Raw genomic sequence first — 12,954 nt, 5'->3', positions numbered from 1 at the left:
GCATGACAAATGATCTTGCGCGCAAAGCTCGTTCAGTTGACCATCTGGTGCTTCCAGTTTCTCAACTGAGTGAGGCGCGCAAGAGACTTTCCCACTTGGGATTTACAGTGGCACCGGTCGCACAACATCCGTTCGGCACCGCTAACGTCTGCAGTTTCTTTGCAGACGATACTTATCTCGAAATGTTGGCTGTGGACCGCTCGCCGCTTTATGAAGCCGCCGCGCAGCGCAACAACAGCTTTATCCAGCGTGATTTATCTTACCGTTTTCGCAACGGCGACGACGGTTTTTCCGGAATAGCTTTCAAGACGGATGATTCGCGTGGTGATCATGCGGAATTCAAGCGCCGTGGTATTTCCGGTGGTCGCATGGTCGAGTTTTCGCGAAGTTTCATCTCATCTGAAGGTAAGCGCGAAACAGGCAGCTTCCGTCTGGCTTTTGCTGCCGATCTGCGCGCGCCGGATACATTTTTCTTCACCTGTCAGCGTCTGGCTTATCCCAAGACAGACCGCTCGCATCTGATCACCCATGAAAATGGCGTGACGGGTTTGCGTCAGATATTAGTGTGCGAGGAGAAACCAGAAGATTTCTCAAGCCTGATTCAGGGTGTCTTTCATGCACCTGCTCGCAAAGAGGAAGATGGTTCACTGGCAATTTCCGCCAACAATTCCGATATAGCGGTCATGACGCCGACACAGTTTGATTGCTGTTTTGGCTGGTCGCCGGTCCTTCATGGTCGTGGTTTGCGGCTTGCCGGTCTGGTCTTCTCGGTTGCTTCGCTTTATGCGGTTGAGCAGCTTCTCGTTCGCAACGGAATCGTTTTCACAAAGAGCGAAAGCCGTATTTGCGTCACTCCGGCTCCGGGCCAGGGGACGTTGTTTGTATTTGAAGGTTCCAAGTCATGACGACCGCAAATTCTGCCGTTAAAATCGGCAATGTTACGTTCTCCAACAGTGCGCCTCTGGCTTTGATCGCCGGGCCTTGCCAGATGGAAAGCCGTGAACACGCGTTCGACATGGCTGGCCGACTGGTTGAGATCACCAATAAGCTTGGCATGGGGCTTGTTTATAAGTCGAGCTTTGACAAGGCGAACCGCACCTCGCTTAGCGCGCAGCGCGGCATTGGTCTGGAAAAGGCGCTCGAAGTTTTTGCCGATCTCAAGAAAGAATTCGGTTTTCCTGTTCTGACCGATATTCACACCGAAGCGCAGTGCGCGGAAGTCGCTGACGTCGTTGATGTCTTGCAGATTCCTGCATTTCTTTGCCGCCAGACCGACCTTCTGGTTGCTGCCGCAAAGACTGGCCGTGCGATCAATGTGAAAAAGGGCCAGTTTCTGGCACCGTGGGACATGAAGAACGTGCTTGCCAAGATCACCGAGAATGGCAATCCAAATGTCATGGCGACCGAGCGCGGCGCATCCTTTGGTTACAATACGCTTGTTTCGGACATGCGCTCGCTGCCAATCATGGCTGGCTTTGGTTCGCCTGTGATTTTCGACGCAACCCATTCCGTTCAACAGCCCGGCGGGCAGGGTGGTTCTTCCGGCGGTCAGCGTGAGTTCGTTGAGACGCTTGCAAGTGCCGCTGTTGCTGTGGGTGTGGCTGGTGTTTTCATTGAAACGCACGAAGACCCGGACAATGCACCGTCTGACGGACCAAACATGGTGCAGATCGATAAAATGCCTGCACTTCTCGAAAAATTGATGGCATTCGACAGGATTGCTAAATCGATTTAAAATTTCATCAGGAATTCACAGGCGGGGGATTTTCCTCCGCCTTTTATTTCTATAATGAAGTCTCACATCGGATTTCTTCAATGTGCCTCGTAACAAAGCGGGGCTATCTACAGGGAAGGACTTGCCCCTATGACTGCAATCATCGACATCGTTGGTCGCGAAATTCTCGACAGCCGCGGTAACCCGACCGTCGAAGTAGACGTCGTACTGGAAGACGGCTCTTTTGGCCGCGCTGCGGTGCCATCAGGCGCTTCCACTGGCGCGCATGAAGCCGTTGAGCTTCGTGACGGCGGTAGCCGCTATCTCGGCAAGGGCGTTGAAAAGGCCGTTGAAGCAGTTAATGGCAAGATTTTTGACGCAATCGCCGGTATCGATGCTGAAAGCCAGTTGCTGATCGACCAGACACTGATCGATCTCGATGGTTCGCCAAACAAGGGTAATCTCGGCGCGAATGCAATTCTCGGCGTTTCGCTTGCTGTTGCCAAGGCTGCCGCACAGGCAACCGGCCTTCCACTCTACCGCTATGTTGGCGGCGTCAACGCCCACGTTCTGCCAGTTCCAATGATGAACATCATCAATGGCGGCGCGCATGCTGACAATCCAATCGATTTTCAGGAATTCATGATTCTGCCAGTGGGCGCTTCGTCGATCCGCGAAGCTGTCCGTTATGGTTCAGAAGTATTCCACACGCTCAAGAAGCGTTTGAAAGATGCTGGCCACAACACCAATGTCGGTGATGAAGGCGGCTTCGCTCCAAACCTCAAGAGCGCCCAGGCTGCTCTCGATTTCGTACTGGAATCGATTGAACAGGCTGGCTTCAAGCCGGGCGAAGACATCGCAATCGGTCTTGATTGCGCCGCCACAGAATTCTTCAAGGACGGTAACTACGTCTATGAAGGTGAACGCAAGACCCGCGATCCAAAGGCTCAGGCCAAGTATCTTGCAAAGCTTGCTGCTGATTACCCTATCGTTTCGATTGAAGACGGTATGGCTGAAGACGATTGGGAAGGCTGGAAGTATCTGACCGATCTGATCGGCGACAAGTGCCAGCTGGTTGGCGACGATCTGTTCGTTACCAACTCGGCTCGCCTGCGCGACGGTATCAAGATGGGCGTTGCCAACTCGATCCTCGTCAAGGTCAACCAGATTGGCTCGCTCAGCGAAACGCTCGATGCCGTCGAAACTGCGCACAAGGCTGGCTACACCGCTGTCATGTCGCATCGTTCGGGCGAAACGGAAGATTCCACCATTGCCGATCTCGCAGTTGCAACCAACTGCGGTCAGATCAAGACCGGTTCGCTGGCTCGTTCCGACCGTACGGCGAAGTACAACCAGCTCATCCGTATTGAAGAAGAACTTGGCAAACAGGCTCGCTATGCAGGCCGCAGCGCGCTGAAGTTCATCTAAGCTTTAGTAACTTATGAGTTGAAAAGGCGGGCTTTGGTCCGCCTTTTTCTTTGCGTCTTCGTGCGGACATATTTGCTTGTTCTCTAAGTTTACAAACGGGGAGCAAGGTCATGTCGAACGATACGCTGGGTTTTTATGCGAATAACGCCGCTGCTTATGCAGCCCGCTCCAGCGTGAATCCAAAACTGGAGAGTTTTCTTGCGCATGTTCGTCCAGCTGGGCTTATTCTAGAGCTTGGCACAGGGAGTGGCCAGGACGCCAAGGCGATGCTAGCGCGTGGCTTTGACGTCGATCCGACCGATGGTTCAGGAGAACTGGCTGCGGAAGCCTCGGCGCTATTGCAGCGTCCTGTCAGGCAGATGTTATTCCATGAGCTTGAAGCAGTTGAGCGTTATGATGGTATTTATGCATCCGCGTCGCTGCTTCATGCAAGTCGTGCGGACCTGCCCGATATTGTGCGGCGTATGCACCGGGCACTCAATCCGGGAGGCTGGCTCTGGGCGAGTTTTAAGGATGGTCCGGGTGAAGGTCACGACGCACTTGGACGATACTATAACTATATGAGCGCCGATGAGATCGCCCGTATCTGGAACGACAATGCAGCATGGAATGCTGTGTCACTGGAGAGCTGGCAGGGCAGCGGCTACGATCAGAAGCCGACCTTGTGGCATTCGGTAATGTCGCAGCGGTGACTGTCTGGCGGTTTTAGAGCGCATCCCGAAAAGTGTGAAACGGTTTTCGGACAAAGATGCGCGTTAAAACAAATATTTAGAGCGCCGATCTGATCCAATCAGATCGAAACGCGCTCTAAACCGATTCCTTTTTGCTTGAGCCAATCATCCGACCTAAACGCTGAGGCTCGAAGCCCTTCTTTCTATCTTGCGCAGTCAGTCACGCCTTATTTGACAAATCAAATTACATTGATATCAATATAAATGCAGTTGCCCGTTTCATTTGGTGTCCTATTTCAGGGGAATGCCAAGCGAGGGTAGACGCATCTAATCAGAAATGGGCGGGCCAAAATGGGAGAGAGAAATGGCTTACATTGAAGGGTTTGTTGTCGCGGTGCCTAAGGCGAACAAGGACACCTACCAGAAACATGCTGCCAAGGCCTCGGCCTTGTTCAAGGAATTTGGCGTGACGCGTATGGTTGAGGCCTGGGGCGATGACGTGCCTGACGGCAAAGTCACTGATTTTCGCCGTGCAGTGCAGGCAAAAGACGATGAAGAGGTCGTCTTCTCGTGGTTCGAATACCCGGACAAAGCCACGCGAGACGCTGCTAATGAAAAAATGATGAGCGATCCGCGCATGAAAGAAATGGGCGACACCATGCCATTTGACGGCAAGCGCATGATCATGGGTGGCTTCTCAACCATTGTTGATGTGTAATTTGCACAGGAATTGTTGATCAGATGGCGGCTTCGGCCGCCATTTTTTATTCAGGCAACGGGAGCATGATCGCAAAAAAATCTGCTTCTGAATGCTCTGTCATCACTCTGCGGTAAAGCTCTGTTAAGCAAAATAATGCTTCATGGTGGAAATCGGATTGACGCTGTCAGAGCGCGTTCGGTCTGATTCGAACAGATCGGCATTCTGACTGTCTTTATTATCGCACACCCTGTTCCGAAAACCGGTTCCCACTTTTCGGGGTGCGCTTTAATTCAGAATCAAAGCCGCTCTGACTATCCGGGAAGGAAGCCGAAATGTGGACCAAGCAGAAACGTAAATCGATCCGCGGCCGTTTTGTGCTGCCTATTCTGACGGCTGCGTTTCTTAGCTATTTCGGTTTTCACGCCTATCATGGCGAGTTTGGTCTTTATTCCCGTATCCAGCTTGAAGAACAGAAAAGCCTACTTACCCAGCAGCTTGAGAAAGTGACTGCCGACAGGGCTGCACTTGAGAAGCGCGTCACGCTTTTGCGCGACGGGTCGATCGAAAAGGATATGCTTGACGAGCAGGCGCGCAGGGCGCTTAATCTCTCTCATCCCGATGAAATGACGATAATCATTTCAAGAGAAGACAGGTCAAATTAACTTAAATCCAGTTAATTGTCTTTTTGTGATATGTTTTTAAGGGCTTGGCGGCATAGCAGCTATGCTCTGGGTGCATATTGTATCTTGTAAATTGCCCGTATAACGTCACAATAGAACAACAATCCTAGAGCGCTGTTTGCCCTTCGGGTGTTTAATGTCGCTCTGGTAATTTGAATCGATGCATCATGTCTTCCAAAAATCGATCCCGATTTTTGGGGTGGATGCTTAAGGGAGCGAGATATGGCACCGAGGGCTAAAAGGGCGCCTGCCGGCAAAATGCAGGCGTCTTCTGTTACAACCCCCAAGGCACCTGCGCCTGCAAACTTCGACAAGAAGCAGGAACTGGCCGCTTATCGTGAGATGTTGTTGATCCGCCGTTTCGAAGAAAAGGCCGGTCAGCTTTACGGTATGGGTTTCATCGGCGGCTTCTGCCATCTCTACATCGGTCAGGAAGCCGTTGTTGTTGGCATGCAGACAGCGTTGAAGGAAGGCGATCAGATCATCACTTCCTACCGTGACCATGGTCACATGCTTGCTACCGGCATGGAAGCGCGCGGCGTCATGGCCGAGTTGACCGGGCGCCGTGGAGGCTACTCCAAGGGCAAGGGCGGCTCCATGCACATGTTCTCGAAAGAGAAGGGCTTTTACGGCGGCCACGGTATCGTTGGCGCTCAGGTTCCGCTTGGAACCGGTCTTGCCTTCGCGAACAAGTATCGCGGCAATGACAATGTTTCCGTGACTTATTTCGGCGACGGCGCTGCCAATCAGGGTCAGGTCTACGAAGCCTTCAACATGGCGTCGCTGTGGAAGCTTCCTGTGATCTACGTGATTGAAAACAACCGTTATGCAATGGGTACTTCGGTTTCGCGTTCTTCCGCTGAAACAGATTTCTCCAAGCGCGGTGTTTCGTTCAACGTTCCCGGAATCAAGGTTGACGGCATGGACGTTCGCGCCGTTGCCGCTGCTGCCGAGTTCGCTGTCGATTGGGCACGTTCCGGCAAGGGTCCATTGATTCTTGAAATGGAAACCTATCGCTATCGCGGTCACTCGATGTCCGATCCTGCGAAATATCGCTCGAAGGACGAAGTGCAGAAGATGCGTTCCGAACATGATCCTATCGAACAGGTAAAACAGCGCCTGATCGAAAAGGGCTGGGCCACTGAAGAAGAGCTGAAGGAAATCGACAAGGAAGTTCGCGATATCGTCGCTGATTCCGCCGATTTCGCTCAAAACGATCCAGAGCCGGATGCTTCCGAGCTCTACACGGATATTCTGCTCTAATTCGAGAAAGGTGTTGTCATGCCCGTAGAAATTCTCATGCCTGCTCTTTCTCCGACGATGGAAGAGGGCAAACTGTCCAAGTGGCTTAAAAAAGAAGGCGACAAGGTTACGTCTGGTGATGTGATCGCGGAAATCGAAACCGATAAGGCGACGATGGAAGTTGAAGCCGTCGATGAAGGCACAATCGGTAAAATTCTCATCGAAGAAGGCACGGAAGGCGTGAAAGTCAATACGCCGATTGCCGTCCTGCTTGGCGATGGCGAAAGTGCCTCCGACATTGGTTCTGCTCCGGCGGCCAAGGCCGAAGCACCGAAGGAAGAAGCAAAAGAAGCGCCAAAGGCTGAAGAAAAGAAAGCTGATAGCGTGCCTGCTGCTCCTAAGGTCGAAGTTGCTGCTGATCCGGATATTCCAGCCGGTACGGAAATGGTTTCGACAACTGTGCGTGAAGCGCTGCGCGATGCCATGGCCGAAGAAATGCGCCGTGACGAGAATGTCTTCGTCATGGGCGAAGAAGTTGCCGAATATCAGGGCGCTTACAAGATCACGCAGGGTCTTCTCGATGAATTCGGCCCACGCCGCGTTGTCGATACCCCGATCACCGAACACGGTTTTGCCGGTGTTGGCGTTGGTGCCGCAATGGCTGGTCTGAAGCCAGTTGTTGAATTCATGACGTTCAACTTCGCCATGCAGGCGATTGACCAGATCATCAATTCGGCAGCCAAGACGCTTTATATGTCCGGTGGCCAGATGGGCGCGCCAATGGTGTTCCGTGGTCCTTCGGGCGCTGCTGCTCGCGTGGCCGCTCAGCATTCGCAGTGCTATGCCGCATGGTATAGCCAGATTCCGGGCCTCAAGGTCGTCATGCCTTATACGGCTGCTGACGCGAAGGGCCTGCTCAAGGCTGCTATCCGTGATCCAAATCCGGTCGTCTTCCTCGAAAACGAAATTCTTTACGGTCATCATTTTGATGTGCCGAAGCTTGATGATTTCGTTCTGCCAATCGGCAAGGCCCGCATTCATAAGCAGGGCAAGGACGCGACCATCGTTTCGTTTGGTATTGGCATGACCTATGCGGTCAAGGCTGCAGAAGAGTTGGCCGGTCTTGGTATCGATGTGGAAATCATCGATCTGCGCACCATCCGTCCAATGGACATTCCGACGGTTGTGGAATCGGTCAAGAAGACCGGTCGCCTCGTCACCGTTGAAGAAGGCTACCCACAGTCTTCCGTTGGTACTGAAATTGCCACACGTGTCATGCAGCAGGCGTTCGATTACCTCGACGCGCCGATCCTGACGATCGCTGGCAAGGACGTACCGATGCCATATGCGGCAAATCTTGAAAAGTTGGCTCTGCCAACTGTTGCAGAAGTGGTAGAAGCGGTGAAAGCCGTGACCTACACCGCCTGAGGAGGTACTGGACATGCCGATTAAGATCACCATGCCAGCGCTTTCGCCAACCATGGAAGAAGGCAATCTTTCCAAGTGGCTGGTTAAAGAAGGCGACAAGGTTACGTCCGGCGATGTGATTGCCGAGATTGAAACCGATAAGGCGACGATGGAAGTCGAAGCTGTCGACGAAGGCGTTGTTGCCAAGCTGGTGGTTCCTGCCGGAACTGAAGGCGTCAAGGTTAACGCGCTGATCGCAATTCTCGCCGAAGACGGCGAGGATGTTGCGGAAGCAGCGAAAGGTGGCGATTCCGCTCCTGCACCAAAGGCAGAAGCGCCTAAGGAAGAGCCCAAAAAGGAAGCGGCACCTGCGGCAGCTCCGGCTCCTGTAAAGGCTGAAGCCCCAGCGGCTGCTCCGGCTGCAAGTAAAGGCGCTGAGAACAAGGGTGAACGCGTCTTTGCATCGCCGCTTGCCCGCCGCATCGCAAAGGATGCTGGCGTCGATGTTTCCGCTGTAAAAGGCACTGGCCCATATGGCCGCGTCGTTCAGCGTGACGTTGAATCTGCGATCAAGTCGGGTGGCACAAAAGCTGCTGCGGCTGCACCGCAGGCAACAGCATCTGCTCCAAAGCCTCAGTCGGATGATGCCATCCTCAAGCTCTTTGAAGAAGGCACATACGAAATCGTTCCTCACGACGGTATGCGCAAGACCATTGCCCGCCGTCTGGTGGAATCGAAGCAGACTGTTCCGCATTTCTATCTGACGATCGATTGCGAACTTGATGCGCTGCTGGCTCTGCGTTCGCAGATCAACGCCGCTGCACCGCTGATCAAGACAGAGAAGGGCGAGGTTCCGGCCTACAAGCTTTCTGTCAACGATCTGGTAATCAAGGCTGTTGCTCTTGCGCTGCGTGACATTCCAGAAGCCAACGTCTCATGGACTGAAGGCGGCATGATCAAGCACAAGCGTGCTGATGTCGGCGTTGCTGTCTCCATCCCGGGTGGTCTGATTACGCCAATCGTGCGCCAATCGGAATCGAAGACGCTGTCCGCTATCTCCAATGAGATGAAGGACCTTGCCAAGCGTGCGCGTGATCGCAAGCTCAAGCCTGATGAATATCAGGGTGGTTCGACCTCCGTGTCCAACCTCGGCATGTTTGGCGTGAAGGACTTTGCAGCGATCATCAACCCACCACATGCGACGATTTTCGCAATCGGTGCGGGCGAACAGCGTGCAGTGGTCAAGAACGGTGAAATCAAGGTTGCGACTGTTATGTCCGTCACCCTTTCCACCGACCACCGTGCCGTTGATGGCGCTTTGGCTGCTGAACTTGCACAGGCCTTCAAGCGTCACATCGAAAACCCGATGGGTATGCTGGTGTAATATGACATTAACGCCAAGGCTTTTCGTCGCCTCTACTATCGGGAAAAGCCTTGGCGGTTTCTCTGCTGTCAAGAACGATATACTGATGCCCAAGTTGCTCGCGTGGCTTGGGTTTGCTTTTTTTAGTTTTATTTTTCAGTTTATTGATCAGGTTTATTTGCCGCGGAGTCGTAACGTATGAAGTCTATTTTATGCTTTGGTGATTCATTGACCTGGGGCTATCAGGCCCCCAATGGTGCGCGCCTTCCACTGGAAGATCGCTGGCCATCGGTTCTGCAGAATTTACTTGGTTCACAGGCAAATGTGATTGCTGAAGGGCTGAGCGGTAGAACGACTGCCTTTGATGATTATACAGCTGCGGAAGACCGCAATGGCACTCGTATTCTGCCAACATTGCTCGGCACGCATTCCCCGCTTGATCTGGTTATTATCTTGCTCGGTAGCAATGATATGAAGCCGCAGGTCGTGGGTGACGCATTTTCAAGTTATTCCGGTATGCGCAGACTGATCCAGATCATTCGTTCGCATCCTTATGGTCAAGGCTCGAGCGTCCCTGAAATCCTTATCGTAGCGCCACCACATATCCGCGAGAGTGCTGATCCGGCTTTTGCTTCAATGTTCGCTGGCGGCATTGTTGAAACTGCCAAGTTGGGTCCGTTGCTTTCCGGACTTGCCGATGAGATGAAATGCGCGTTTTTTGATGCTTCGACTGTCGCGAAAACCACACCGCTCGATGGCGTGCATCTGGATAGAGAAAATACCCGGGCAATCGGACAAGGGCTGGAGCCTGTTGTTCGTGCGGTGCTCGGTCTGTAAATTATTGGGCCGATGATATCGGCTTTTTGAACAGTGAAAGATATGCCGGTGATCTGGCATAAAGACCACTCGAGGAGAATGAGCGTGTCCAACAGTTACGACGTTATTGTTATCGGATCGGGTCCTGGAGGCTATGTCGCGGCTATTCGCGCAGCGCAGCTTGGACTCAAGACGGCTGTTGTAGAACGCGAACATCTCGCTGGTATCTGCTCCAACTGGGGTTGTATTCCAACCAAGGCGTTGCTGCGTTCAGCAGAAGTGAAGCACCTTGCCGATCATGCTAAAAATTATGGCCTGAAGCTTGAAGGCTCTATCACTGCCGACATCAAGGCTGTTGTTTCCCGTTCGCGTGGCATTGCAGAGCGCATGAATGGTGGCGTTGGCTTCCTCATGAAGAAGAACAAGATCGACGTGATCTGGGGTGAAGCAAAGCTTTCCAAGCCGGGCGAAATCGTTGTTTCCAAGACCTCCAAAGCGCCGATGCTGCCACAGGCGCCACAGCCTAAGAACACGCTTGGTGAAGGCACTTACAAGGCCAAGCACATTATCGTCGCGACGGGTGCACGTCCGCGTGCGCTTCCCGGTATTGAGCCAGATGGCAAGCTGATCTGGACTTATTTTGAAGCCATGGTTCCACAAGAACTGCCTAAGACCATGCTGGTCATGGGTTCTGGTGCAATCGGTATCGAATTCGCTTCGTTCTATAACGACATGGGCGTTGACGTTACTGTTGTTGAACTGATGTCGAATATTATGCCTGTTGAAGACGCGGAAATCTCGACTTTCGCGCGCAAGCAGCTTGAAAAGCGCGGCCTCAAGATCATCACAGACGCCAAGGTTTCCAAGGTTGAGAAGGGCGCAAACAATGTGACCGCTCATATCGAAACCAAAGACGGCAAGGTTCAGACGCTGACCGTTGATCGCATGATCTCGGCTGTTGGCGTTCAGGGCAACATCGAGAATATCGGCCTTGAAGCGCTTGGCATCAAAACAGATCGCGGTTGCATTGCCATCGATGCTTATTGCAAGACCAATGTTGACGGCATTTACGCGATTGGCGACGTTGCTGGTCCACCAATGCTGGCTCACAAGGCTGAGCATGAAGCCGTTATCTGCGTCGAAAAGATAGCCGGTTTGCCGAATGTCCATCCGCTCGACCGCAACATGATCCCGGGCTGCACCTATTGTAATCCGCAGGTCGCCTCCGTTGGCCTCACTGAAGCCAAGGCAAAAGAGCTGGGACGTGATATTCGCGTTGGACGGTTCCCATTTGTCGCCAACGGCAAGGCAATCGCACTTGGTGAAGATCAGGGTCTGGTTAAGACCATTTTCGACAAAAAGACCGGACAGCTGCTGGGCGCACATCTGGTCGGTGCGGAAGTAACGGAACTTATTCAGGGCTTCGTTGTCGCGATGAACCTTGAAACCACAGAAGAAGAGCTGATGCATTCGGTCTTCCCGCATCCGACAATTTCCGAGACAATGAAGGAAAGCGTACTGGATGCCTATGGCCGTGCGCTGAACATGTAAACCAGAAACGCTCTTAAACAGGAGTAAGCACATTCCGCTGATCGATAATGGAGGGCCTTGGCGGCGTGCCGCCTGGCCCATGGTCAAATGGTGTACCGCAGGCGGTCTTGCACTGGGTTTTCTTGCAGGAAGCTTCAGCTTGATCGGCGGAAACACCATATCGATCAACGGAATGGCGATTGCTGGCTGGTACGGTGTCTGGACACTGACCTTGGCACTTGGCTTTGGCGGCCTTATATTCGGCCTGATATGGGCTCTGGTTTTCAGAGCGATTGGAATTGCAGCGAGACGGTAAGCCGCAGTTATAGGCATTGCGCAGCAGTGCTTCAAATTGTTAGGGCAAGCCACATTCAGAGGTCTACCCATTGTTGGAGCACAAAGCCTGCAGGCATTTTGTTCCAGATAGGCAGGAAACAGCATGGTTACAGTTCTCGATACAGTGAACGAGAGACGTCAGCGGCATCCTGAAAAGGCTCACCGTCCAGACAATGAAGTTCTGAAGAAGCCGGATTGGATCCGCGTCAAGGCACCCGTTTCGCGCGGGTACAATGAAACGCGTGAGATCGTCCGCTCCAACAAGCTTGTCACTGTTTGCGAAGAAGCCGGTTGCCCGAACATTGGCGAGTGCTGGGAAAAGAAGCACGCGACCTTCATGATCATGGGTGAAATCTGCACCCGTGCTTGCGCGTTCTGTAATGTTTCCACCGGTATTCCAAAAGCTCTCGATCCGAATGAGCCGGAAAATGTGGGCCGTGCCGTCAAGCAGATGGGGCTGACCCACGTGGTTATCACGTCAGTTGATCGTGACGATCTGGCCGATGGTGGTGCGCAGCATTTCGCAGATGTCATTCTCGCAATCCGTGAAGCTGCGCCAAAGACGACGATTGAAATTCTGACGCCAGACTTCCTGCGTAAGGAAGGCGCGCTTGAGATCGTGGTTAAGGCACGCCCGGATGTGTTCAATCACAATCTGGAAACAGTGCCTTCGAAGTATCTCAAGGTTCGTCCTGGCGCGCGCTATTTCCACTCCATTCGTCTGTTGCAGCGTGTGAAGGAACTCGATCCGACAATCTTCACCAAATCCGGCATCATGGTCGGCCTTGGCGAAGAGCGGAACGAAATTCTGCAGCTGATGGACGATCTTCGCTCTGCGGACGTGGATTTCATGACGATTGGCCAGTATCTCCAGCCGACCCGTAAGCACCATCCGGTTATCCGTTTTGTGACTCCGGATGAATTCAAGTCTTTCGAGACGATTGGTCGTACCAAGGGCTTCCTGCTGGTTGCGTCCAGCCCGCTGACACGTTCATCGCACCATGCTGGCGATGATTTTGCGAAGCTGAAGGCTGCACGTGAAGCGCAGGTCGCAGCACAGGCTTAAT

13 protein-coding genes are annotated in these 12,954 nt (G+C 52.9%); all 13 read left to right on the top strand.

Annotated elements, in window-relative coordinates; genetic code table 11:
• The first annotated feature begins 2 nt into the window (after positions 1-2).
• The 13 genes from ACSME1_RS01450 to lipA all read left to right on the top strand — a co-directional run bounded on the left by ACSME1_RS01450 (position 3) and on the right by lipA (position 12,953).
• Entirely contained in the window at positions 3-905 is a 903-nt protein-coding gene (locus tag ACSME1_RS01450) for a VOC family protein (protein WP_105705876.1), read from the top strand.
• The gene (gene kdsA, locus ACSME1_RS01445; RefSeq protein ID WP_024897106.1) at positions 902-1,735 is read left to right on the top strand and encodes a 3-deoxy-8-phosphooctulonate synthase; all 834 of its coding nucleotides are present in this window, start codon (positions 902-904) and stop codon (positions 1,733-1,735) included. Before ACSME1_RS01450 ends, kdsA begins: the two co-directional genes overlap by 4 nt.
• A gap of 129 nt (positions 1,736-1,864) precedes the next feature.
• Positions 1,865-3,142, top strand: a complete 1,278-nt coding sequence (gene eno / locus ACSME1_RS01440; protein ID WP_024897107.1) for a phosphopyruvate hydratase — start codon at positions 1,865-1,867, stop codon at positions 3,140-3,142.
• A 110-nt stretch (positions 3,143-3,252) separates the two neighbouring features.
• On the top strand, positions 3,253-3,834 hold the full coding sequence (locus tag ACSME1_RS01435; protein ID WP_024897108.1) for a class I SAM-dependent methyltransferase: 582 nt from the start codon (positions 3,253-3,255) through the stop codon (positions 3,832-3,834).
• A 343-nt stretch (positions 3,835-4,177) separates the two neighbouring features.
• Positions 4,178-4,531: a DUF1428 domain-containing protein gene (locus ACSME1_RS01430; RefSeq protein ID WP_024897109.1), complete on the top strand. Its 354-nt coding sequence runs from the start codon at positions 4,178-4,180 to the stop codon at positions 4,529-4,531.
• A 314-nt stretch (positions 4,532-4,845) separates the two neighbouring features.
• Positions 4,846-5,175 (top strand): FtsB family cell division protein, encoded by a 330-nt coding sequence (locus ACSME1_RS01425; RefSeq protein ID WP_024897110.1) that lies wholly within the window; start codon positions 4,846-4,848, stop codon positions 5,173-5,175.
• Between the two features lie 240 nt (positions 5,176-5,415).
• Entirely contained in the window at positions 5,416-6,456 is a 1,041-nt protein-coding gene (gene pdhA, locus ACSME1_RS01420; RefSeq protein WP_024897111.1) for a pyruvate dehydrogenase (acetyl-transferring) E1 component subunit alpha, read from the top strand.
• Between the two features lie 18 nt (positions 6,457-6,474).
• Complete coding sequence (locus ACSME1_RS01415) at positions 6,475-7,863, top strand: pyruvate dehydrogenase complex E1 component subunit beta (RefSeq protein ID WP_105705878.1); 1,389 nt, start codon at positions 6,475-6,477, stop codon at positions 7,861-7,863.
• A 13-nt stretch (positions 7,864-7,876) separates the two neighbouring features.
• Positions 7,877-9,226, top strand: coding sequence for a pyruvate dehydrogenase complex dihydrolipoamide acetyltransferase (locus ACSME1_RS01410; protein ID WP_105705880.1), 1,350 nt, complete (start codon positions 7,877-7,879; stop codon positions 9,224-9,226).
• A gap of 177 nt (positions 9,227-9,403) precedes the next feature.
• Entirely contained in the window at positions 9,404-10,042 is a 639-nt protein-coding gene (locus tag ACSME1_RS01405; protein ID WP_105705882.1) for an SGNH/GDSL hydrolase family protein, read from the top strand.
• A gap of 84 nt (positions 10,043-10,126) precedes the next feature.
• Positions 10,127-11,572, top strand: a complete 1,446-nt coding sequence (gene lpdA, locus ACSME1_RS01400) for a dihydrolipoyl dehydrogenase (protein ID WP_100558899.1) — start codon at positions 10,127-10,129, stop codon at positions 11,570-11,572.
• A gap of 79 nt (positions 11,573-11,651) precedes the next feature.
• On the top strand, positions 11,652-11,867 hold the full coding sequence (locus ACSME1_RS01395) for a hypothetical protein (protein WP_036567093.1): 216 nt from the start codon (positions 11,652-11,654) through the stop codon (positions 11,865-11,867).
• Between the two features lie 123 nt (positions 11,868-11,990).
• Positions 11,991-12,953: a lipoyl synthase gene (gene lipA / locus ACSME1_RS01390; RefSeq protein WP_024897118.1), complete on the top strand. Its 963-nt coding sequence runs from the start codon at positions 11,991-11,993 to the stop codon at positions 12,951-12,953.
• Position 12,954: the final 1 nt, after the last annotated feature.

The organism is Brucella pituitosa, assembly GCF_965577835.1.
Taxonomy (GTDB): Bacteria; Pseudomonadota; Alphaproteobacteria; order Rhizobiales; family Rhizobiaceae; genus Brucella; species Brucella pituitosa.
The sequence above is the reverse complement of the archived record's forward strand: the minus strand, read 5'-3'. Positions and strand labels throughout refer to the sequence as shown.

Bases quoted from the DNA above. Each gene is read 5' to 3' on its own strand.
- ACSME1_RS01415 (WP_105705878.1), top strand. From the start codon at position 6,475: ATGCCCGTAGAAATTCTCATGCCTGCTCTTTCTCCGACGATGGAAGAG.
- ACSME1_RS01410 (WP_105705880.1), top strand. From the start codon at position 7,877: ATGCCGATTAAGATCACCATGCCAGCGCTTTCGCCAACCATGGAAGAA.
- ACSME1_RS01425 (WP_024897110.1), top strand. From the start codon at position 4,846: ATGTGGACCAAGCAGAAACGTAAATCGATCCGCGGCCGTTTTGTGCTG.
- ACSME1_RS01405 (WP_105705882.1), top strand. From the start codon at position 9,404: ATGAAGTCTATTTTATGCTTTGGTGATTCATTGACCTGGGGCTATCAG.
- ACSME1_RS01430 (WP_024897109.1), top strand. From the start codon at position 4,178: ATGGCTTACATTGAAGGGTTTGTTGTCGCGGTGCCTAAGGCGAACAAG.
- eno (WP_024897107.1), top strand. From the start codon at position 1,865: ATGACTGCAATCATCGACATCGTTGGTCGCGAAATTCTCGACAGCCGC.
- kdsA (WP_024897106.1), top strand. From the start codon at position 902: ATGACGACCGCAAATTCTGCCGTTAAAATCGGCAATGTTACGTTCTCC.
- lipA (WP_024897118.1), top strand. From the start codon at position 11,991: ATGGTTACAGTTCTCGATACAGTGAACGAGAGACGTCAGCGGCATCCT.
- pdhA (WP_024897111.1), top strand. From the start codon at position 5,416: ATGGCACCGAGGGCTAAAAGGGCGCCTGCCGGCAAAATGCAGGCGTCT.
- ACSME1_RS01395 (WP_036567093.1), top strand. From the start codon at position 11,652: ATGGTCAAATGGTGTACCGCAGGCGGTCTTGCACTGGGTTTTCTTGCA.
- ACSME1_RS01435 (WP_024897108.1), top strand. From the start codon at position 3,253: ATGTCGAACGATACGCTGGGTTTTTATGCGAATAACGCCGCTGCTTAT.
- ACSME1_RS01450 (WP_105705876.1), top strand. From the start codon at position 3: ATGACAAATGATCTTGCGCGCAAAGCTCGTTCAGTTGACCATCTGGTG.